This window comes from Pseudomonas sp. BF-R-30 (assembly GCF_019956175.1).
Lineage (GTDB): Bacteria > Pseudomonadota > Gammaproteobacteria > Pseudomonadales > Pseudomonadaceae > Aquipseudomonas > Aquipseudomonas jessenii.
In genome coordinates this window covers 171,617-191,482 of record NZ_JAHBDE010000002.1, presented here as the reverse complement: position 1 = coordinate 191,482, position 19,866 = coordinate 171,617, and the positions used below count along the sequence as shown (strand labels likewise).

Sequence of the window (19,866 nt, the reverse complement as noted above, 5' to 3'; positions counted from 1 at the left end):
CTCGACGGACAACCTGCTGGGCACCGACGATCAGGGCCGCGACGTGCTGGCCCGGGTGATCTACGGTTTCCGCATTTCGGTGCTGTTCGCCCTGACCCTGACCGTGCTCAGCTCGATCATCGGCGTGATCGCCGGAGCCTTGCAGGGTTTCTACGGCGGCTGGGTGGATCTGGCCGGGCAGCGCTTCCTGGAAATCTGGTCCGGATTGCCGGTGCTGTACCTGCTGATCATCCTCGCCAGTTTCGTGCAGCCCAACTTCTGGTGGTTGCTGGGGATCATGCTGCTGTTCTCGTGGATGAGCCTGGTGGACGTAGTGCGCGCCGAATTCCTGCGTGGGCGCAACCTGGAATACGTGCGCGCCGCGCGCGCCCTGGGCATGCAAAACGGCGCGATCATGTTCCGTCACATCCTGCCCAACGCGATGGTCTCGACCATGACCTTCATGCCGTTCATCCTCACCGGCGCCATCGGTACGCTGACCGCCCTGGACTTCCTCGGCTTCGGCTTGCCGGCGGGCAGCCCGTCCCTGGGTGAACTGGTGGCCCAGGGCAAATCCAACCTGCAGGCGCCGTGGCTGGGCATCAGCGCCTTCGCCGTGCTGGCCTTGATGTTGAGTCTGCTGGTGTTCATCGGCGAGTCCGCTCGCGATGCCTTCGACCCGAGGAAGTGAAATGAATCAACACAATCTGATCGAAGTGCGCGACCTGTCCGTCAATTTTGTCGTCGGCAATCGCTGCCAGCGAGCGATCGAAGGCGTCAGCTTCGACATCAAGCGCGGTGAAACCCTGGCGTTGGTCGGCGAGAGCGGTTCCGGCAAATCGGTCACCGCACACTCGATCCTGCGCCTGCTGCCCTACCCGCTCGCCCGGCATCCGTCCGGCACCATCTTGTATTCCGGGCAGAACCTGCTGGACCTGAAAGAAAAAACCATCCGCCACATTCGCGGCAACCGGATTGCGATGATTTTCCAGGAGCCGATGACCTCGCTCAATCCCCTGCACTCGATCGAGAAACAGATCAACGAAGTGCTGGGCATCCACAAGGGCCTGACCGGAAAGGTCGCGACCAAACGCACCCTGGAGCTGCTGGAGATGGTCGGCATCCCCGAGCCGCACAAGCGACTCAAGGCCCTGCCCCACGAATTGTCCGGCGGCCAGCGTCAGCGGGTGATGATCGCCATGGCCCTGGCCAACGAGCCGGAACTGCTGATCGCCGACGAGCCGACCACCGCGCTGGACGTGACCGTTCAGCTGAAAATCCTCGAATTGCTCAAGGAATTGCAGGCCCGATTGGGCATGGCCTTGCTGCTGATCAGCCATGATTTGAACCTTGTGCGAAGAATTGCGCACCGCGTATGTGTCATGCAGCAAGGTTGCATCGTCGAACAGGCATCGTGCGAAGAACTGTTCCGCGCGCCGCAGCATCCGTACACTCGGGAACTGCTGGCAGCGGAGCCCGGCGGCAAGCCTGCAAGCAACGTGATCGGCCCGCCCTTGCTGGCGGTCGAGGACCTCAAAGTCTGGTTTCCGATCAAGAAAGGCCTGCTCAAGCGCACGGTGGATTACGTCAAGGCGGTCGACGGCATCAATTTCAGCCTGCCCCAGGGCCAGACCCTGGGGATAGTGGGAGAAAGCGGTTCCGGCAAATCGACCCTGGGCCTGGCGATTTTGCGGTTGATCGCCAGCAAGGGCGCCATCCGCTTTGAAGGCCAGCAGCTAGACTGCCTGACGCAGCAACAGGTCAGGCCGCTGCGACGGGAGATGCAAGTGGTGTTTCAGGACCCGTTCGGCAGCCTGAGCCCGCGGATGTGCGTGAGCCAGATCGTTGGCGAAGGCCTGCGGATCCACAAGATGGGCACCGAGGCGGAACAGGAACAAGCGATCATTGCAGCACTCAAGGAGGTAGGTCTGGATCCGGAAACCCGGCACCGCTACCCCCACGAATTTTCCGGCGGGCAACGGCAGAGAATCGCCATTGCCCGGGCATTGGTGTTAAAACCGGCGTTGATTTTGCTGGACGAGCCGACTTCGGCCCTCGACCGCACGGTACAACGCCAGGTAGTGGAGCTTTTGCGTTCACTGCAAACCAAGTACAACCTGACGTATCTGTTTATCAGCCATGACCTGGCTGTGGTGAAAGCGCTGAGCCACCAGTTGATGGTGGTCAAGCATGGCCAAGTGGTCGAACAGGGAGACGCGCAAAGCATTTTTGCCGCCCCCCAACATCCGTATACACAGCAGTTGCTGGAAGCCGCTTTTTTGGCTCCGGCCACTGCGCAATAACCTGAAAGAGGAGCAACACATGGGTTTTCTCGCCGGTAAGCGCGTACTGATCGTCGGTGTCGCCAGCAAGCTGTCCATCGCATCCGGCATCGCTGCCGCCATGCATCGCGAGGGCGCTGAGCTTGCCTTCACTTATCAGAACGACAAACTCAAGGGTCGTGTCGAAGAGTTCGCACAAGGCTGGGGTTCGAGCCCTGAGCTGTGCTTCCCGTGCGATGTGGCCAGCGATGAAGAAATCGCCAAGGTCTTCGAAGAGCTGAGCAAGAAGTGGGACGGCCTGGACTGCATCGTGCACTCCGTCGGCTTCGCCCCGGGCGACCAACTGGACGGCGACTTCACCGAAGCCACCACCCGCGAAGGTTTCCGCATCTCCCACGACATCAGCGCCTACAGCTTCGTGGCCCTGGCCAAGGCTGGCCGCGAAATGATGAAAGGCCGCAACGGCAGCCTGCTGACCCTGTCGTACCTGGGCGCCGAGCGCACCATGCCGAACTACAACGTCATGGGCATGGCCAAGGCTTCCCTGGAAGCTGGCGTACGTTACCTGGCCGGCTCCCTGGGCCCGGACGGTACTCGCGTCAACTGCGTATCGGCAGGTCCCATCCGCACCCTCGCCGCTTCCGGCATCAAGAACTTCCGCAAGATGCTGGCCGCCAACGAAGCGCAAACCCCGCTGCGCCGCAACGTCACCATCGAAGAAGTCGGCAACGCCGGCGCCTTCCTGTGCTCGGACCTGGCGTCCGGCATCAGCGGTGAAATCATGTACGTGGACGGTGGCTTCAACACCACGGCCATGGGCAGCATCGAAGAGTAATCTTCGGTCAGCCAAAAAAAACCCGCCGCTTTTGGCGGGTTTTTTATGCCTGCGATTTCCCGGACAAACACAGCCCCCCTGTGGGAGCGAGCTTGCTCGCGAAAGCGGTGTGCCAGTCAACATCAATGCTGAATCTGAAGCCGTCTTCGCGAGCAAGCCCGCTCCCACAGGGTTAGTGTTATGTCAGGCATTGCGCAAACAACTGCTGAATCGGCTGCATCCGCTGGCTATAGCGCTGCAACAGCACGATCTCCCGATGGAAAGTCAGTTCGCCCAGCGGAACGATCCGCACCCCGGCCCCATGCTCAAGCCATAACCCGGCCTCCGGCAACAACGAAACCCCCAACCCACACTCGACCATTTTGACAATGGCTTCCAGTTCATCCAGCTCCAGCGCCACGTGCACCTCGATATGCCGTTCGCGCAGAAACCGCGTCACCAGCCGCCCGCCAAACGAATTGCGGTCGTAGCATCGAAGAGTAATCTTCGGTCAGCCAAAAAAAACCCGCCGCTTTTGGCGGGTTTTTTATGCCTGCGTTTTCCCGGACAAACACAGCCCCCCTGTGGGAGCGGGCTTGCTCGCGAAAGCGGTGTGCCAGCCAACATCAATGCTGAATCTGAAGCCGTCTTCGCGAGCAAGCCCGCTCCCACAGGGTTAGTGTTATGTCAGGCATTGCGCAAACAACTGCTGAATCGGCTGCATCCGCTGGCTATAGCGCTGCAACAGCACGATCTCCCGATGGAAAGTCAGTTCGCCCAGCGGAACGATCCGCACCCCGGCCCCATGCTCAAGCCACAGCCCCGCCTCCGGCAACAACGAAACCCCCAAGCCACACTCGACCATTTTGACAATGGCCTCCAGTTCATCCAGCTCCAGCGCCACGTGCACCTCGATCTGCCGTTCGCGCAGAAACCGCGTCACCAGCCGCCCGCCAAACGAATTGCGGTCGTAGCGCACATGAGGGTGCTCGGCGAGCAGTTGCAGCGGATCATCGCCGTCCAGGTCCGCCGGTACGATCAGCACGAACGGTTCCCGGCGAATGACCTGCGCAGACAATTCCTTGGGCAACTCAAACGGCGGCTTGATCAGGATCGCCAGGTCCACTTCTCCCGTGTCGACCTGACTCAGCAGGTTCAGTGACACACCGGGCACCAGCTTGGGCTCCAGCAAGGGCGCCTGTTGGCGCAAGCGCAGCAGCGCCTGGGGCAGCAGCCCGGTCTGAGCGGTCGCCACCGCGCCGATTCTCAGTTCGCCCCGGTACTCGCTGACATCGTCGCTGACGGCCATGCGGCTGAAGGTTTCGAGCATTTCCCTGGCCATCGGCAACGCACGCTGCCCCGCCGCGTTGAGCAGCGCCTGGCGGCCGGTGCGGTCGAACAGACGGATGCCAAGGGCTTGTTCCAGGTTGCGAATCTGCGCGCTGACCGCCGATTGCGTCAGGCCAATGTGCATGCCCGCTGCCGCGAACGTGCCGTAACGCGCCACCGCGATAAAGGTTTTCAGTTCGCGCAGCATGGAGGCCTCGATTGATCGAAATAATTTGAGCTCGACGCAAAAATTATCGTCTTTCAATCAAAAAGCACAGGGCTAAACTCGACACATTCCCACCCACACCGAGGTTCGCCTGATGCAACTGTCCCCTTTTCACCTGGCCATTCCGGTCTACGACTTGCCGGCCGCCCGACATTTCTATGGTTCAGTGTTTGGCCTGGAGGAAGGCCGCTCAAGCGAGCATTGGGTGGATTTCAATTTTTTCGGCCATCAACTGGTGATTCACCTGGCGCCGAAAAACCCTACGCAAGAAGCCGCGCACACCAATGCCGTGGATGGTCACGATGTGCCGGTGCCGCATTTTGGCGTGGTGCTCGGGATGGCCGAGTGGGAGGCGCTGGCCGAGCGGCTGAAGTCGCTGGAGACACGCTTCGTGATCGAGCCGGGGATTCGTTTTCAGGGGCTGGTGGGTGAACAGGCGACGATGTTTCTGCTTGATCCTTGCGGGAATGCGCTGGAGTTCAAGGCGTTCAAGGATATTGGGCAGTTGTTTGCCAAGTAGGCGTTGCCTGTCGGGACGCCATCGCGAGCAAGCTCGCTCCCACAGTGGATTTGTGGCGTTCATAAATCCTGCTCGCGAAGAGGCCCGCTAATGCAACACCGCCCTAACGGCTCATCACACGCTCGGCCTCCTCCAGCAGTTCCTCGATTGAGTCATGAACAGTGGGGTTGTATTCGACCTGGGTCACGCTGAACCGAATGTGATAACTGCGACGCGCCGTGGCGTTGCGCTCATCGAGTATCTCATTGAGTCGCACCTTGATCGCCTCAATCTCAACGGCACTGGACCCGGTCAGCAGCGCCACGAACCGGTCGCCGTCGAGTCGGCCGACCACATCGTTTTCACGAAAGCCGATCCGCAGGACATCGGCGAACGTCTTGAGCGCATCGTCACCTTTGGCACGGCCATACAGATAGCAGATGAGCTTGAATTCATCGAGGCTGAAGTACAGCAGTGTCGCTGGCGTCTCCAGTTGTTGGCAGGCATCCAGCCCGAGTTGGGCCAATGCGGTAAAACCATGGCGATTGGACAGCAGCGTCAGCTCGTCCATGCTCGCCATCTGCACCCCTGCCAGTTCTTGTTCGGCCTGGCGAGCCAGTTCGCGCAACCGTTCACGTTCTTGCTGTGGCGTGCGCAACGGGTTGGCTGATCGGCCCGATTTGCCTGTTTTGCCTGAGATCAACATCGTTCACTCCCTTGGCGGGTATGTACGTTAGAGTCGCCCGTACCCACATTGACTCCCTGTAAGCGTGCCGCTGGTCAGCTACCTGCCACCGGGCACGGTCCTCCCGCATCGGCCCAGCGCTTGAACCGGGCGACGAAAATATCGTGGGGCACCGGTACCGGCGCGCGATTGCCGCCGGGGTTCCAGCCCCACAGCACCAGCTTGTCGTCGCTGACGTGCTTGATCAGCGCGGCAAAATCCCGATCGCCGTTGCTGGAACGATCCTTGATCATCGCGCACAGCCGGTCGGCTGGCAGGCCGATCCAGGCCATGCGGTGCGCGGCCGGTGGCAAACTCCAGTGCGGCGCACCCGGTGGTGCGTGGGGGCCGTAACTGGCCGGCGGATTGCTTTGCGCATGGCAGGTTGCACAGGGCAACCCGGCCGAACCCTTGCCGTCCATGCCACGCACGACATTCATGGCGTGGGGCAAGCCGGCATCGAATTGCAGCGGCGAATCCCCAGGAATATGGCAGTTCTGGCAACGGGGGCTCTGGAAGACCTTCTGCACGGTGTCGAACGCCTGCAAGGCCTCACGGTCATCGGCGAACACGTGCGATGCGTAGGCGATGAGACAGACCAGGATCACCGCCCCAAGCAACCAGTGATGTCGTTTCATCTCACACCCCCGCCAGCTGCAAGGGCAGCTCCCGCAGGCGCTGCCCGGTCAGGGCAAACACCGCGTTGGCCACCGCTGGCGCCATGGGTGGCACACCGGCTTCGCCGATACCACCGGGTTTGTCGCTGCTGGGCACGATATGCACTTCGACCACCGGCATTTCGTTGAGCCGCAGCACCCGATAGTCGTGATAGTTGGACTGCACCACCTGCCCGTCCTTGAGTGTCAGCTTGCTGTGCAAGGCGAAGCTGAGGCCAAAGGTAATGCACGACTCCATCTGCGCGGCGATGCTCTGGGGGTTTACCGCAATGCCGCAATCCACCGCGCACACCACCCGGTGCACGCGGATGGCGAGGTTGTCCTGGGACACCTCGGCCACCTGGGCCACGTAGCTGCCGAACGACTCATGCACCGCCACACCCAAGGCATGGCCGTCCGGCAGTGGCGCCTTCCAGTTGGCCTTCTCCACCGCGAGGTTCAGCACACCGAGATGGCGCGGATGGTCCTTGAGCAAGGTGCGCCGATACTCCACCGGATCCTTGCCGGCCGCCGTGGCCAGTTCATCGATCAGCGACTCCATGACAAACGCGGTGTGGGTGTGACCCACCGAACGCAGCCACAACACGCTGATGCCGGTTGTCGGTGAGTGCAGTTCTATCTGGTGGTTGGCCAGTCCTTCGATGTAAGGGCTATCGACCACGCCTTCGACGGAGGTCTTGTCGATCCCGTCCTTGACCATGGTCGCTTCAAGTGAGGTCCCGGCCATGATCGACTGCCCGACCATCACATGTTTCCAGGCCAGCGGCATGCCGTCAGCGCCCAGCCCGATACGCGCATGGTGCAGGAACGCCGAGCGGTAATAGCCGCCGCGGATGTCGTCCTCCCGCGCCCACACGGTTTTCACTGGTGCACCGGCAGCCTTGGCGACATACACCGCTTCGCTGACGAAATCCGACGTCGGATTGGCCCGGCGCCCGAAGCCGCCACCGAGAAACTCGGTATGGATCACCACCTGTTCGGGTTTGAGCCCGGTAATTTTCCCCGCGACCATTTGGTCCAGGGTCTGGAACTGGGTGCCAGTCCAGATTTCGCATTTGTCCTTTGTGATGCTCACCGTGCAGTTCAGTGGCTCCATCGGCGCGTGTGCCAGATAAGGCACGCTGTATTCAACGTCGATCTTCTTGGCCGCTTTCGCCAGCGCAGCCTGGGTATCCCCCGCCTGGCCTGCGTTCAGGCCGGGGGTGGTGGCGAGTTTGCGGAAGTTCTCCAGCAACGCCTGGCTGTCGAGCCCGGCGTTCGGCCCCGGATTCCACTCGACTTTCAGCGCATCGCGCCCCAGCTTCGCCGCCCAAAAATGATCGGCAATCACCGCGATGCCGGTCGGCACTTGCACCACTTTGTGCACACCCGGAATCGCCAGCGCTTCGGCGCCTTCAAAGGATTTGACGCTGCCGCCGAAGGTGGGCGAACGGGCAACCATCGCAGTCATCAGCCCGTCAAACTGCACGTCCATGCCGAACTTCGCCCGGCCGGTGATTTTTTCCGGAGTGTCCAGACGTTGGGTGGGTTTGCCGATCAGCTTCCAGTCCTTTGCGTCCTTGAGTTTGATCGAGGCCGGGTCTGGCCGTGGCAATTGCCCGGCGTCATCGGCCAGTTCGCCGTAGGTGGCACGGTGCTCACCGGCTATGACCACCCCCGACTCGGTATGAATCTCGGACGGCGCGACGTTGAAACGCTTGGCCGCTGCGTCGATCAACATCAAGCGCGCCGCCGCGCCGGCCTGGCGATAGCGGTCGAACTCCATCCAGGTCGAGGTCGAGCCGCCGGTGATTTGCATCCCGCCAAAACCAGGCAGGCCGTAATCGGCGGCCGAAGCCGGTGCATGCTCGACGCGGATTTTCGTCCAGTCGGCGTCCAGTTCTTCGGCGATCAGCATGGTCAGGCCGGTCCAGATGCCCTGGCCCATTTCCGAGTGCCCCAGCAATACGGTGACACTGTTGTCGTTGCCAATACGCAGGAAGGCATTGGGCGCAAACACGTTGCCCTGGTTTTCCGCGCCCATGGCGAAACGGTGGGCACCGGGCATGGCAAACGCGACCACCAGCCCGCCGCCCAGCATGGCACTGCCCTTGAGAAAACCACGACGCGATAACGCGTTGATGCTGTTCATGGCGCAAGCTCCCTTCAACCCGGCCTCAACCCAGCTCGGCGGCGCGTTTGACCGCCGCGCGGATCCTCGGGTAAGTGCCGCAACGGCAGATGTTCCCGGACAGCGCCTGATCGATGTCGCTGTCGGTCGGTTTCGGAATTTTCGCCAGCAATGCGGCCGCCGACATGATCTGCCCGGACTGACAGTAGCCACACTGGACCACGTCAAGTTCCGCCCAGGCCTGTTGGACCGGGTGCGAACCATCCGCGGAAAGGCCTTCGATGGTGAGAATCTTTTGCCCATGGGCCACGGCCGTGGCCGGTGTGATGCACGAGCGCAGCGGTGCGCCATCGACGTGCACGGTGCAGGCCCCGCATTGGGCGATGCCGCAGCCGAATTTGGTGCCGGTGAGGTGCGCGACATCGCGCAAGACCCAGAGCAGCGGCATGTCGGCGGGGACATCCAGCTCCTGATCCTGGCCATTGATGTTCAGGGTCAGCATGGCGCGGTTCCTCAGACTCAGGGTGATCTGAAGGGGCGTCGCTGCGGCCTTGTAAAACCTGTGCGCGCCTCGGGTTACCCTTCAGCTAAGCGCAATTTTGCCGGCAGGCCGAGGCGCATCGACCACCGGTCACCTGTAGGAGCGAGCTTGCTCGCGAAAAACGTCAGTACAACACGGTCATTCAGACAGGGCGCGTTATCGTTGACGTCCGTCGCGAGCAAGCTTCGCTCCTACACCCTCGGCCTGAACAAAATACCGGTGTAACGCGACAGAAACAGCCCGAATGCCATACACCAAAGCAGCGCCGACATTCCCAATCCCCACCCGGAAAACGGCACCAGCAACACCCGTGACACACCCGCCACCAGCACCAGGGCAAATCCCACAACGATTACTTTCGAGGGCAGCAACGGCCGCCCGGTGTGCCCCAGGCTGACCCGCGCGATCATCGCCAGAACCAACCCGCCGATGCCGCCGACGGCCAGCGAATGGGTGGCCAGGCTTTGCTGCGGCATCCAGCCCAGGTGCCACAGCGCCATGGCCAGCGTCGCCACCGCGAGCCAGGTGTAAGCCAAGTACAGCGACCACAGCAGCGGCACGCGCCACAGACCGCGATCATGCCAGCGCCACAATCGCAGCAGATGCAAACCGCTGATCAACGCAAACAACAGCGCCAGCCACATACGTGGGGCGTCATTCAAACCGGCGGCAAAAGACACCGCCGCCAGCATCGCGCTGATCAGCAACACCTTGCCCGGCAACGGATGAGCCGCAGGCGTTGCGGGACGGTTCAAACCGCGCTGGATGAAGAACGGAATCACCCGCCCGCCGATCACGCTCATCAGCGCGCCCACCAGCCACAAAGCGGCCAGCACGCCATGCCGCTGCAGATTCACGTCTTCATTGAAAATACCCAGCAACGTCAGCGCCTGACAGCCTGCCAACAACGTGACCATCAGTAAAACCGGATAATTTTCCCGCTTGCCGGCGGCGATCAAATCCCGTCCCAGCACACACGCCAGCAGCGGCAGAAAGGGCACTTGCAAGGCCAGCAACAGGATGGCGGGCATCGGCATCAACCAGGCCAGCCGAGCGATCAGCCATACCAGCACCAGCCCGATCAGCGGCCACCCATTGAGCCCTGGCCGGCCGGTCCAGTTAGGTACCGCCGTCAACAGAAACCCGGCAATGATGGCCGCTGTAAAACCGAACGGCATTTCATGGCGATGCCAGGCGAGCATGCCACCCATTGGTTGTGCGCCGGGGAGTCGACCGTACAACCACAACGCCCAGACCGCCACCGCGATGGCCGCGAACCCGGCACCCGCCAGAAAAAACGGGCGAAAGCCGAGGGAGAAAACAGGTGCAGAAGCAATTCCACGCATCACGCCACCACTCTGGCCGGAGTTTGGCTCAGCCCGTACTGCGACAGCAGCCGCATGACATAGCCGATTTTCAGCAGGGTCGGGCCGAGGATGGTCATGGCGTGCATCGACACCAGGGCGACAATCGACAGGTGCCCTGCGTAGAAATAGGCGCCGTAGACTCCGGCGAGCAACATGACCAGGCCAACGCCGAGTACGCGATTGGAGAGATGCAGAACGTTTTGAGGGTTGCTGAAGAAATGGGACATTTTCCGTACGCCTGTAGCCGCTCAGTTGTACGTTTGATGTTTCATGTTCCGTGCCAGCTCATGAGCCCTTGTAAACCGGCACCTCCAGATCAACGAAGTCAATTTGACTCAACCCAGATATTGTCCTTATGACAACATAAAGAGTCATTACGACAACAATGTCCTCCAGACACTGTTCAACCAACCTAAAAGCAAACCAATATCATTTGCACAGACATGGGCCATTTGCTTTAATCGCGATCAATTCTTATTTACACAAGGACGCGAACCGCCCATGGACATGCGCTCACGATGACGGTTGCCGATTCCTCCTGCGTCCAGACCCTCTACGCCACGCATCACCGCTGGTTGCACGCGTTGCTGCGCCGGCGTCTGAACAACGCGTTTGATGCTGCCGACCTGGCCCATGACACCTTCATCCGTGTGCTCAAGCGCCCTCAGGTGTTCGACGGCGAAACCCACGAACGTTCGTATCTGGCGACCATCGCCCGAGGCTTGTGTATCGATCACTGGCGTCGTCGGCAACTTGAACAGGCCTGGCTGGACACCCTCGCAGCGCAGCCCCAAGCCGTTCACCCTTCGCCAGAGCAGCGGGCGATCATCGTCGAAACCCTGTATGAAGTGGACGCCATGTTGCAACGCTTGCCCCAACGGGTACGTGATGCGTTCGTGTTGGCTCAGTTGCAGGGGTTGCCCTACCGCGCCATCGCCGAAGAAATCGGCGTGTGTGAGCGCATGGTGAAGAAGTACCTGGCCCAGGCATTGATGCATTGCGCCATGCTCGAAGCAGAACTCGATGGCCTGCTGATTCAATGACACAGACCGCATCGAACGCCATCAGCCATGCCAGTCTCGAACAAGCTGCGCAATGGTATGTCCAACTCAACGACCAACAGGCCGGGGAACAAGACCGCCAGCATTGGCAAGCCTGGCTGACGCAAAGTAGCGAGCATCAGGCTGCCTGGCATTATGTCGAGCGGGTTGGCCAGCGCTTTGCCGCCTTGCAGAACGATCATCCGCAAGCGGTCAGCCATGTACTGCGCAACACCGAACGTGCCGCCATCAGTCGCCGCCACACCGTGAAGGGTCTGCTGGTTCTGGTGTCGGGAGGTTTGCTGGGGTGGAGTGCCTGGGAGGAAACCGCCCTGGCGCCCACCCTGGTTCGCTGGCGCGCCGACCTCTCCACCGGCACCGGCGAAACCCGCGAAACCCGGCTCAGCGATGGCAGCCAGATCTGGCTCAATGCGTTGAGCGCGCTGAATGTTCGGTTCGACAGCACACAACGACTGCTGCTGTTGCGGCTTGGGGAGGTGTTGATCGATACCGCCAAAGACAGCCACCGCCCGCTGCTGGTGCACACCGCCCAGGGCCGGATGCGCGCGCTGGGCACGCACTTCAGTGTGCGCCAGGAGGATCGGCAGACAGTGCTCAACGTCTACGAAGGCGCCGTTGAAGTCCGGACTGCCCAAGGCCAGGTTCAGGTGGTGGAAGCGGGACGCCAAGTGGCATTCAGCGAAAACCACATTCCGATACCGACCGCCGCCACGGCGACTCGTGAAGCCTGGCGCCGTGGCCTGTTGCTGGCAGACAACCTGCCGTTGGGCCAATTGCTCCAGGAGCTGAGCCAATACCGTCACGGGCATCTGGGCTGCGACCCGGCGGTGGCCGGGCTGCCGGTCATGGGTTCGTTCCCGCTCAAGGACACCGATCAGGCCTTGCGCCTGCTGGAAGCGGCATTGCCGGTACGGGTGCAGAAGCCGCTGGACTGGTGGGTCAACGTCGGCCCAAAAGCCTGATGAAGGTTTTTTCTGTCGCGCCGGTTCCCTTTTGCCTTTTTCGTCCGGTTAACCCTTCAAGCACCTCGATTGCCGATTGATCCGACTCCCGGGAACCCCATGTCGCGCGCCACCGTTACCCGCAACCGCTTCGCCTTGCATCCGCTGGTGCTGGCTCTGGCGGTTGTCTTGCCGGGCCTGGACGTGTCGCGGACTCAAGCCGCCCCCCTCGTCAACAGCGAACAACCCGGCAGCCAGGCACGCCATTACACCATCGCGGCCGGATCGCTGGTGAGCGTCCTCAACCGCTTTGCCGAACAGGCCGGGATTTTTCTCGCCGGACACAATGATCTCGCGGCCGGCAAACGCAGCCCTGGTCTTGACGGTGTCTACAGCCAGCAGCAAGCGTTGCAACGACTGCTGCAAGGCAGTGGCCTGCAAGCGCAACGCCAGGGCACCGGCAGCTACGTGCTGCAGGCCACAGCCGTGACACAAGATGCACTGGAACTGGGGGCGACGAACATTTCCGGGCAGGCACCCGGGACGATCAGCGAAGACTCCCGCGCCTACACCGTCGGCTCGACGTCTTCAGCCACTGGCTTGGCGCTGTCCCTGCGCGAAACGCCGCAATCGGTCACGGTCATCACCCGCCAACTCATGGACGATCAGGGGGCCACCAGCATTGTCGATGTCCTGCGCCGCACTCCTGGCATCAGCGTGCAAAACTACGACAGCGAACGCTGGGAGTTTTCCAGTCGTGGCTTGCCGATCACCAATTTCCAGTACAACGGCGTCAATACCGACTACGACGGTGTCTACGACTACGGCACCTCGAGCACCGACATGGCACCCTACGACCGCGTTGAGATCATCAAAGGCGCGACCGGCCTGATGACCGGGGCGGGTGATCCCTCGGCAACCGTCAATCTGATTCGCAAGCGCCCGACCCCGGCATTCAAAGCCTCGGTCACCGGCACCGTCGGCTCCTGGGACAACTATCGCAGCGAAGGCGATATTTCCGGCCCGCTGAGCGCCAGCGCAAATGTCCGCGGGCGTCTGGTCGGGGTCCACCAGGACCGCAGCGCCTACGCCGATCACTACCGCAGCACCAAGGACATCGCCTACGGCATTGTCGAAGCCGACTTGACCCCGGACACCCTTGTCACCGTCGGTATCGACCAGCAAGACACCCGTTCCCGGGGCGCCAGCTGGACCGGTTTTCCGATGTACTACAGCGACGGCTCGCGCACCGATTTCTCCCGTTCCTTCAACCCGGCCACCGACTGGAGCCGTCGCGACTTCACCAACCAGACGGTGTTCGCCTCCGTGCAGCAACAACTGACCAACGATTGGGCATTCAAGGTCAGTTACGACCGCAAACACCGCCAGCACGATACCTTCCTCGCCTCCGCCAGTGGCGGCAACCCGGACCCGGTCAGCGGTAACGGCATGTTCATGTATATGGGCAAGTTCGAGGGCGATCAGGTTCAGGACAACATCGACGTCAACCTGACCGGTCCATTCACCCTATGGGGTGGCGATCACGAACTGATCGTCGGTTTCATGTCAATGAACACGCGCCAGGACATCCCGGTGTACGGTTCGGTGTACCCGCCAGTGGACGGCAGCATCTTCGACTGGCGCGGCGAGTTTGCGAAACCCGGGATCCCACGGGTGGGCACCGACGACATTGTCCAGCGCCAGACCGGCGCCTACCTGGCCACCCGGCTCAAGCCCGTCGATGACCTGGCGCTGATCCTCGGTACGCGTGTCAGCGACTTCTCGGGGCACGACGACCTGGATTACAGCGACCCGCACACCGCCGACCTGCGCGATAGCTATCGCCAGAGCGGTGTCGTCACGCCTTATGCCGGGCTTGTCTATGATTTCGACGACACCTGGTCGGTGTACACCAGCTACACCAGCATCTATCAGCCGCAAATGAGCAAGGACGCCAACCGGCGACTGCTCGATCCGGTACAAGGCAAAAGTCTTGAAGCGGGCATCAAGGCTGAATACTTCGATGGACGCCTGAACACCAGGTTCGCCCTGTACCGCATCGAACAGGACAACATCGCCGAGTATGTCAGCGGCGTTGATACCGAGTCGGTGTACCGCGCCGTCCAGGGCGCCACCACCAAAGGCTTCGAGATCGAACTGGCCGGCGAGTTGCGGGACGGCTGGAACCTGTCGGCCGGCTACACCTATAACCACACCCGCGATGCCAAGGGTGATTACGTCTACGGTTCGGTGCTGCAAACCACTGCACCGGAACAGGTGGTGCGAGTATTCAGCACCTACCGCCTGCCTGGCCCCTGGGACAGGCTCACCGTCGGTGCAGGCGTGAACTGGCAAAGCGAATTCTTTGGCAATGTGTTCCGTCCCGACCCCGCCGATACAGTGAACTTCGGCCAGTACACGACGATCACCCAGCCCGGTTACGCCCTGGTGGACGCGATGGCGCGCTATCGCTTCAACGAGCACCTGAGCACCACACTGAACGTGAAGAACCTGTTCGATAAAACCTACTACACCGGGCTTGGCAACTTTGGCACCGGGTTTTATGGCGAACCGCGCGCCGTACAACTGACCACCCGATGGGCGTTCTGATCGTGGCCTGAAACGGGTGTTTGGCGATCTACGGTACTGCCGAACGAACTCAGGCTGGCTACGCTGTAATCCAGCATGCATAACCTGCCGAGGAGTGCCCGCCATGCAACGTGTACAAAAACTCACGCCCTGCCTGTGGTTCGACGATCAGGCCGAAGAGGCGGCAAAGTTCTATTGCTCGATCTTCGACCATTCGAAAATCACCGCCATCACCCATTACGGCCACGCCGGATTCGAATTCCACGGCCGGCCCGAAGGTTCGGTCATGACCGTCAGCTTCGAGCTCGACGGGCAGAGCTTCACCGGTCTCAACGGCGGGCCGATGTTCACGTTCAGTGAAGCGGTTTCGTTTCAGGTCAATTGCCAGACCCAGGAAGAAGTCGACCATTACTGGGGCCGCCTGTCGGCCGGCGGCGCGCCCGAGGCCCAGCAATGCGGCTGGCTCAAGGACAAGTTCGGGCTGTCATGGCAGATCGTCCCCGTTGCGATGATGGACATGATCAAAGACCCGGACACGAAAAAATCCCAACGAGCCATGCAGGCGATGATGCAGATGAAAAAACTCGATATCGCCGAACTGCAACGAGCCTTTGACGGCGAGAGCTAATACACTCGGGCACTGACCTGCCGAGGAGCGAGCATGAAGCACGCCGTTGCCAAGAACGCCGACAAGGCCCCGCGCTTCTGGCGCGATGATGCCCTGCCTTTCATCGAAGCCCGCTCCATCGCCGACGGGCGCGAAGTCTGCTACACACGGCATGCCCACGAGCACTTTTCCATCGGAGCGATCACCGCCGGGCGCAGCACCTATCTCCATGAGCAGTCGGCGTTCGAGGTCAGCGTCGGCACTGTCGTGCTGATGAACCCCGGTGACGTCCACGCCTGCAACCCGATCGAAGACCAACCCTGGTCGTACCTGATGCTGTACGTCGATACGCCGTGGCTGACCGATTTGCAGCATCAGCTCGGGTTCAGCGATGACGCGGCGTTTCGCCGCTTTTCAGTGACCCATACCCGGGACGCCAACCTGTTTGCCGGCCTCGCGGGCTTGTATGAGGTACTGGTCGATCCACAGCAAGACGTGCTGCGCAAACACAGCGTGGCCGTGGAGTTCTTTACCGAGGTTCAGCTCCGGTTCAACCCGGTCGATCAGCCGCTGCGCGAACCCAATTTCAAGCTGGAGCGTGCTGCCGATTACATCCGCGACCACTGCACGCAAACCCTCAGGCTCGAAGACATATGCGAGGCGGCACAACTGTCACCGTCCTACCTGATCCGCGCCTTCAAACAGCATTACGGCATGACGCCCCACGCGTTCCTGGTGAACCGGCGCATCCAGTTCGCCCAGGATCAATTGCGCAGCGGCAAGCTGATTGCGGACGTGGCACTGGAAGCGGGGTTCGCCGATCAGGCGCATTTTCAACGGGCATTCAAACAACACCTGGCGGCGACACCGGGGCAGTATCGGGGCTGAGGCAACACAAAGATGCTCTTGAGCCTGACTCCCCTGTGGCGAGGGGGCTTGCCCCCGTTGGGCTGCGAAGCGGCCCCCGACGTTCTTTCAGACATACATTGCATGCAGGATTTACGACGGCTGCGCCGCCGAACGGGGGCAAGCCCCCTCGCCACAAAGTGCTCGCCACAAAACCTGCAGTGACTGCCGTTACGGCAGCAACAGGTACACCGCGCTCACCACCAGCAGCAGCGCCATGGCGCGATTGAACAGGCGCATCCCCGCCGGGTTGTTCAGGAAGCCGCGCAGAAATGTCCCGGCATACGCCCAGCAACCGACCGACGCATAGCAGATCACCAGGTAAATCGCGGCGAATTGCCAAACCAGGCGTGCCTCGCCATCGGCGACAAACGCGCCCATGCCGGCCACGCAGGCCAGCCAGGCTTTCGGGTTGAGCCATTGCATGATGGCGCCATACAGCATCGACGGCGCCTGCGCCGATTCGCCGGCTTGCACCTGCCCATTGTCGGCCGCCAGCTTGAAGGCCATGTACAACAGAAACGCCACGCCTGCCCATTGCACCCCCTGCGTCAGTGCCGGCCATCGTTGCAACAACTCATGCAGGCCCAGCCCCATCAGCACCAACAGCAAAACAAACCCCAGGGTGGCCCCGGCCACGTGACGCTGGCTGGCCCGGAAGCCAAACCGCGCGCCGGAACTCAACGCCACAATGTTGACCGGCCCCGGCGTGATGGACGCGACCAGCGCAAACGCTGCCATGGACATCATCAGACTCATTGCACACCTTCTTCCATCGAGTTGAACAAGGCCCTCAAGGTAAAGACCCCACCGGCTCGCGTATTGAAGAAAACTACCCTGCCCGGCCTCGCTACGAGTAATAGCTGACGATGCTTTTCACTTTGCTCAAGGCAGTGCGCAACGAGTCCATGTCCACCGAACCCAACGCCAGGCGTATCGCGTGCGGCACGTTGGCCGAAATCGCAAAAGGCTCGGCCGGCGACACCGACACCTGCTCGCGCATCAGTGCCATGGCGATCTGGTCGGCCCGGGCGTCCTCCGCCAACGGCAGCCAGATGAAGTAGGAATTGGGGTGACTGATGGTCCTGAGCCCCGCCAGCATCTCGCGGGCCATGGCTTGCCGGGCCCGGGCGTCTGCACGCTTTTGCGATTCCAGTTGGCTGACGGTGCCATCGTCGAGCCAGGCCGTGGCGATGGCGGTCACAACGCCGGGAGTGTTCCAGGTAGTCGCCATGATCGTGCGCTCGAACGCTGCGACCCATTGCGCCGGTGCGGCGATGAAACCGACGCGCAGCCCGGTGGCGACATTCTTCGACAGACCGGACACGTACACCGTTCTCTCAGGCGCCAGCTCGGCCAACGGTGGCGGTACGTTTTCAGCCAGGAACGCGTAGGCGGCGTCCTCGATGATCGTCAGGTCATGTCGGCGCGCAATCGCCACCAACTGCTCGCGCAGATCCAGGTCCATCACCCAGCCCAAAGGGTTGTGCAAGGTCGGCATCGAGTACACGGCCCGTACCGACCGGCTGCGGCAGAGTTTTTCCAGTGCGGGCAGATCAGGCCCGGTATCCGTGACCGGAATGGGCAAGACTTCCAGATGCAGGGTTTCGGCCAGCGTCTTGAAACCGGGATAGGTCAGCGCATCGGCGGCGATCACATCACCAGGCTTGAGCAACGACATCATCGCCACCGCCAGGCCATGCTGGGCGCCGCTGACGATCAACACCTGTTCAGCCGGCACGCTCAGCCCTCGATCAAGCAGATGGCGCGCGACGGAGGCCCGTTCGTGCAGGCGTCCCGCGTGAGGCTGATAGCGCAGGAGGGATTCAAGGTCCCCGGATAACGCCAGTTGACGCAAGGCAGTGCGCAACAGGTCGGCCTGACCGGGTAATGACGGGTAGTTGAAATTCAGGTCGATCATCCCCGCCGCCACCACGTGCTGCGAGATGCCCTGCCCCGGCGGCAGCGAGGTTTCCCTGACAAAGGTCCCGCGTCCGGTTTCGCCGCTGACCAGGCCCATACCCTCCAGCTCGGCATACACCCGGCTGGCGGTGACCAGCGCCAGACCGTGCTCGGTTGCCAGTTGCCGGTGAGTCGGCAGGCGCGTACCGGGCGGCAGATGCCCGGAGCGGATGTCGGCGGCAAAGGCATCTACCAGAGTCTTGTAGCGGGATCGAGGCATGTCGAGATGTATCCATGACAATTTTTTGATTGTATCGATAGTCGCTCATAGGATGAGTTTCGTGCAATCAGACAATAAGCGTGAGCCAAATGGAACGGACTTCGAACCTGCAACCCCGGACGCTGGAAAACAGCACCAGCGGCTGGGTCAACGGCCTGATCGGCGTGGTGATCTTCAGCGGCTCGCTGCCGGCGACACGGGTGGCGGTGCTGGAGTTTGACCCCGTGTTCCTGACGGTTGCGCGCGCGACCATCGCGGCGGTCCTGGCGCTGTGCCTGCTGTGGTTATTCAAGGAAAAACGCCCGGCGCGCCAGCAACTGATTCCATTGATGATCGTCGCCCTGGGCGTGGTCATCGGCTTTCCCCTGTTGACCGCGCTGGCGCTGCAATACGTGACTTCCGCGCACTCCATTGTCTTTGTCGGCCTGCTGCCCCTGGCAACAGCGGTGTTTGGCGTTCTGCGCGGCGGCGAGCGACCAAGGGCGGCGTTCTGGATTTTCTCGGTGCTGGGCAGCCTGCTGGTGGTCGGGTTTGCCCTGTCCCAAGGGCTGACCGCCTCCCCTCAAGGCGACATCCTGATGCTGCTGGCCATCCTCGCCTGCGGCCTGGGTTATGCCGAAGGCGCGAAACTGTCGCGCACCCTCGGTGGCTGGCAGGTGATTAGCTGGGCGCTGGTGCTGTCGCTGCCGGTCGTGGCCGTGCTCAGCTGGATGCGCATGCCGGCTTCGTTCACCGGCATCAGCACGCCGGCCTGGTTCAGCCTGGCTTACGTCTCGCTGTTCAGCATGCTGATCGGTTTCGTGTTCTGGTATCGCGGCCTGGCCCAAGGGGGCATCGCCGCCGTCGGGCAATTGCAGCTGCTTCAGCCGTTTTTCGGGCTGACCCTGGCCGCCACCCTGCTGCATGAGCATGTCAGCCTCGGCATGCTGGGTGTCACCGTCGCCGTGATCCTCTGCGTCGCCGGGGCGAAAAAGTTCGCCAGATAACCCCGTGTACGGTGGTTTGCGCCCACGACTGTATGGGTCTGGCCAA

At 61.7% G+C, this 19,866-nt stretch carries 19 protein-coding genes and 1 pseudogene; 10 read left to right on the top strand and 10 right to left on the bottom strand.

Going from position 1 to position 19,866, the window contains the following annotated elements:
* From KGB20_RS01725 to fabI, 3 genes are all read left to right on the top strand, one after another.
* On the top strand, nucleotides 1-670 hold a 670-nt coding region (locus KGB20_RS01725; protein WP_223531834.1), incomplete at its 5' end, for an ABC transporter permease.
* Nucleotide 671: 1 nt separating this feature from the next.
* The gene (locus tag KGB20_RS01720) at nucleotides 672-2,282 is read left to right on the top strand and encodes an ABC transporter ATP-binding protein (RefSeq protein ID WP_150813867.1); all 1,611 of its coding nucleotides are present in this window, start codon (nucleotides 672-674) and stop codon (nucleotides 2,280-2,282) included.
* Between the two features lie 19 nt (nucleotides 2,283-2,301).
* A complete protein-coding gene (gene fabI, locus KGB20_RS01715; RefSeq protein WP_057715039.1) occupies nucleotides 2,302-3,096 on the top strand; it encodes an enoyl-ACP reductase FabI in 795 nt (264 codons plus the stop codon).
* Nucleotides 3,097-3,274: 178 nt separating this feature from the next.
* On the opposite strand, the pseudogene KGB20_RS01710 reads toward fabI, so the two are convergent.
* Nucleotides 3,275-3,565: pseudogene (locus tag KGB20_RS01710) on the bottom strand (LysR substrate-binding domain-containing protein); the annotation flags it as partial.
* Between the two features lie 192 nt (nucleotides 3,566-3,757).
* Nucleotides 3,758-4,612, bottom strand: a complete 855-nt coding sequence (locus tag KGB20_RS01705) for a LysR family transcriptional regulator (RefSeq protein ID WP_154908933.1) — start codon at nucleotides 4,610-4,612, stop codon at nucleotides 3,758-3,760.
* Between the two features lie 112 nt (nucleotides 4,613-4,724).
* Here KGB20_RS01705 and KGB20_RS01700 point away from each other — a divergent pair, with 112 nt between their 5' ends.
* On the top strand, nucleotides 4,725-5,150 hold the full coding sequence (locus KGB20_RS01700) for a VOC family protein (RefSeq protein ID WP_150813870.1): 426 nt from the start codon (nucleotides 4,725-4,727) through the stop codon (nucleotides 5,148-5,150).
* 103 nt (nucleotides 5,151-5,253) lie between these two features.
* Here the strand turns inward: KGB20_RS01700 and KGB20_RS01695 are convergent, their stop codons facing one another.
* From KGB20_RS01695 to KGB20_RS01670, 6 genes are all read right to left on the bottom strand, one after another.
* On the bottom strand, nucleotides 5,254-5,835 hold the full coding sequence (locus KGB20_RS01695; RefSeq protein WP_154908932.1) for a GGDEF domain-containing protein: 582 nt from the start codon (nucleotides 5,833-5,835) through the stop codon (nucleotides 5,254-5,256).
* A gap of 74 nt (nucleotides 5,836-5,909) precedes the next feature.
* Entirely contained in the window at nucleotides 5,910-6,491 is a 582-nt protein-coding gene (locus KGB20_RS01690; RefSeq protein ID WP_154860122.1) for a hypothetical protein, read from the bottom strand.
* A 1-nt stretch (nucleotide 6,492) separates the two neighbouring features.
* Nucleotides 6,493-8,661 (bottom strand): xanthine dehydrogenase family protein molybdopterin-binding subunit, encoded by a 2,169-nt coding sequence (locus KGB20_RS01685; protein ID WP_154908931.1) that lies wholly within the window; start codon nucleotides 8,659-8,661, stop codon nucleotides 6,493-6,495.
* 25 nt (nucleotides 8,662-8,686) lie between these two features.
* Nucleotides 8,687-9,142 carry a (2Fe-2S)-binding protein gene (locus KGB20_RS01680; protein ID WP_057715045.1) on the bottom strand — a complete coding sequence of 152 codons (456 nt, stop codon included), beginning with the start codon at nucleotides 9,140-9,142 and terminating at the stop codon, nucleotides 8,687-8,689.
* A gap of 230 nt (nucleotides 9,143-9,372) precedes the next feature.
* Complete coding sequence (locus KGB20_RS01675) at nucleotides 9,373-10,527, bottom strand: NnrS family protein (RefSeq protein WP_154908930.1); 1,155 nt, start codon at nucleotides 10,525-10,527, stop codon at nucleotides 9,373-9,375.
* On the bottom strand, nucleotides 10,527-10,775 hold the full coding sequence (locus tag KGB20_RS01670; RefSeq protein WP_154908929.1) for a transmembrane sensor/regulator PpyR: 249 nt from the start codon (nucleotides 10,773-10,775) through the stop codon (nucleotides 10,527-10,529). Before KGB20_RS01670 ends, KGB20_RS01675 begins: the two co-directional genes overlap by 1 nt.
* Nucleotides 10,776-11,066: 291 nt before the next feature.
* Here KGB20_RS01670 and KGB20_RS01665 point away from each other — a divergent pair, with 291 nt between their 5' ends.
* From KGB20_RS01665 to KGB20_RS01645, 5 genes are all read left to right on the top strand, one after another.
* The gene (locus KGB20_RS01665) at nucleotides 11,067-11,591 is read left to right on the top strand and encodes a sigma-70 family RNA polymerase sigma factor (RefSeq protein ID WP_150814632.1); all 525 of its coding nucleotides are present in this window, start codon (nucleotides 11,067-11,069) and stop codon (nucleotides 11,589-11,591) included.
* On the top strand, nucleotides 11,588-12,571 hold the full coding sequence (locus tag KGB20_RS01660) for a FecR domain-containing protein (RefSeq protein WP_154908928.1): 984 nt from the start codon (nucleotides 11,588-11,590) through the stop codon (nucleotides 12,569-12,571). Before KGB20_RS01665 ends, KGB20_RS01660 begins: the two co-directional genes overlap by 4 nt.
* A 99-nt stretch (nucleotides 12,572-12,670) precedes the next feature.
* Entirely contained in the window at nucleotides 12,671-15,160 is a 2,490-nt protein-coding gene (locus tag KGB20_RS01655; protein ID WP_154908927.1) for a TonB-dependent siderophore receptor, read from the top strand.
* A gap of 103 nt (nucleotides 15,161-15,263) precedes the next feature.
* Entirely contained in the window at nucleotides 15,264-15,767 is a 504-nt protein-coding gene (locus tag KGB20_RS01650) for a VOC family protein (RefSeq protein WP_154908926.1), read from the top strand.
* 33 nt (nucleotides 15,768-15,800) lie between these two features.
* Nucleotides 15,801-16,634 (top strand): AraC family transcriptional regulator, encoded by an 834-nt coding sequence (locus tag KGB20_RS01645; protein WP_154908925.1) that lies wholly within the window; start codon nucleotides 15,801-15,803, stop codon nucleotides 16,632-16,634.
* 189 nt (nucleotides 16,635-16,823) lie between these two features.
* Here KGB20_RS01645 and KGB20_RS01640 read toward each other — a convergent pair whose 3' ends face one another.
* Complete coding sequence (locus tag KGB20_RS01640; RefSeq protein WP_154908923.1) at nucleotides 16,824-17,411, bottom strand: LysE family translocator; 588 nt, start codon at nucleotides 17,409-17,411, stop codon at nucleotides 16,824-16,826.
* A gap of 91 nt (nucleotides 17,412-17,502) precedes the next feature.
* On the bottom strand, nucleotides 17,503-18,834 hold the full coding sequence (locus tag KGB20_RS01635; RefSeq protein ID WP_154908922.1) for a PLP-dependent aminotransferase family protein: 1,332 nt from the start codon (nucleotides 18,832-18,834) through the stop codon (nucleotides 17,503-17,505).
* Between the two features lie 89 nt (nucleotides 18,835-18,923).
* Here KGB20_RS01635 and KGB20_RS01630 point away from each other — a divergent pair, with 89 nt between their 5' ends.
* Nucleotides 18,924-19,820 carry a DMT family transporter gene (locus KGB20_RS01630; RefSeq protein WP_150814639.1) on the top strand — a complete coding sequence of 299 codons (897 nt, stop codon included), beginning with the start codon at nucleotides 18,924-18,926 and terminating at the stop codon, nucleotides 19,818-19,820.
* Nucleotides 19,821-19,866: the final 46 nt, after the last annotated feature.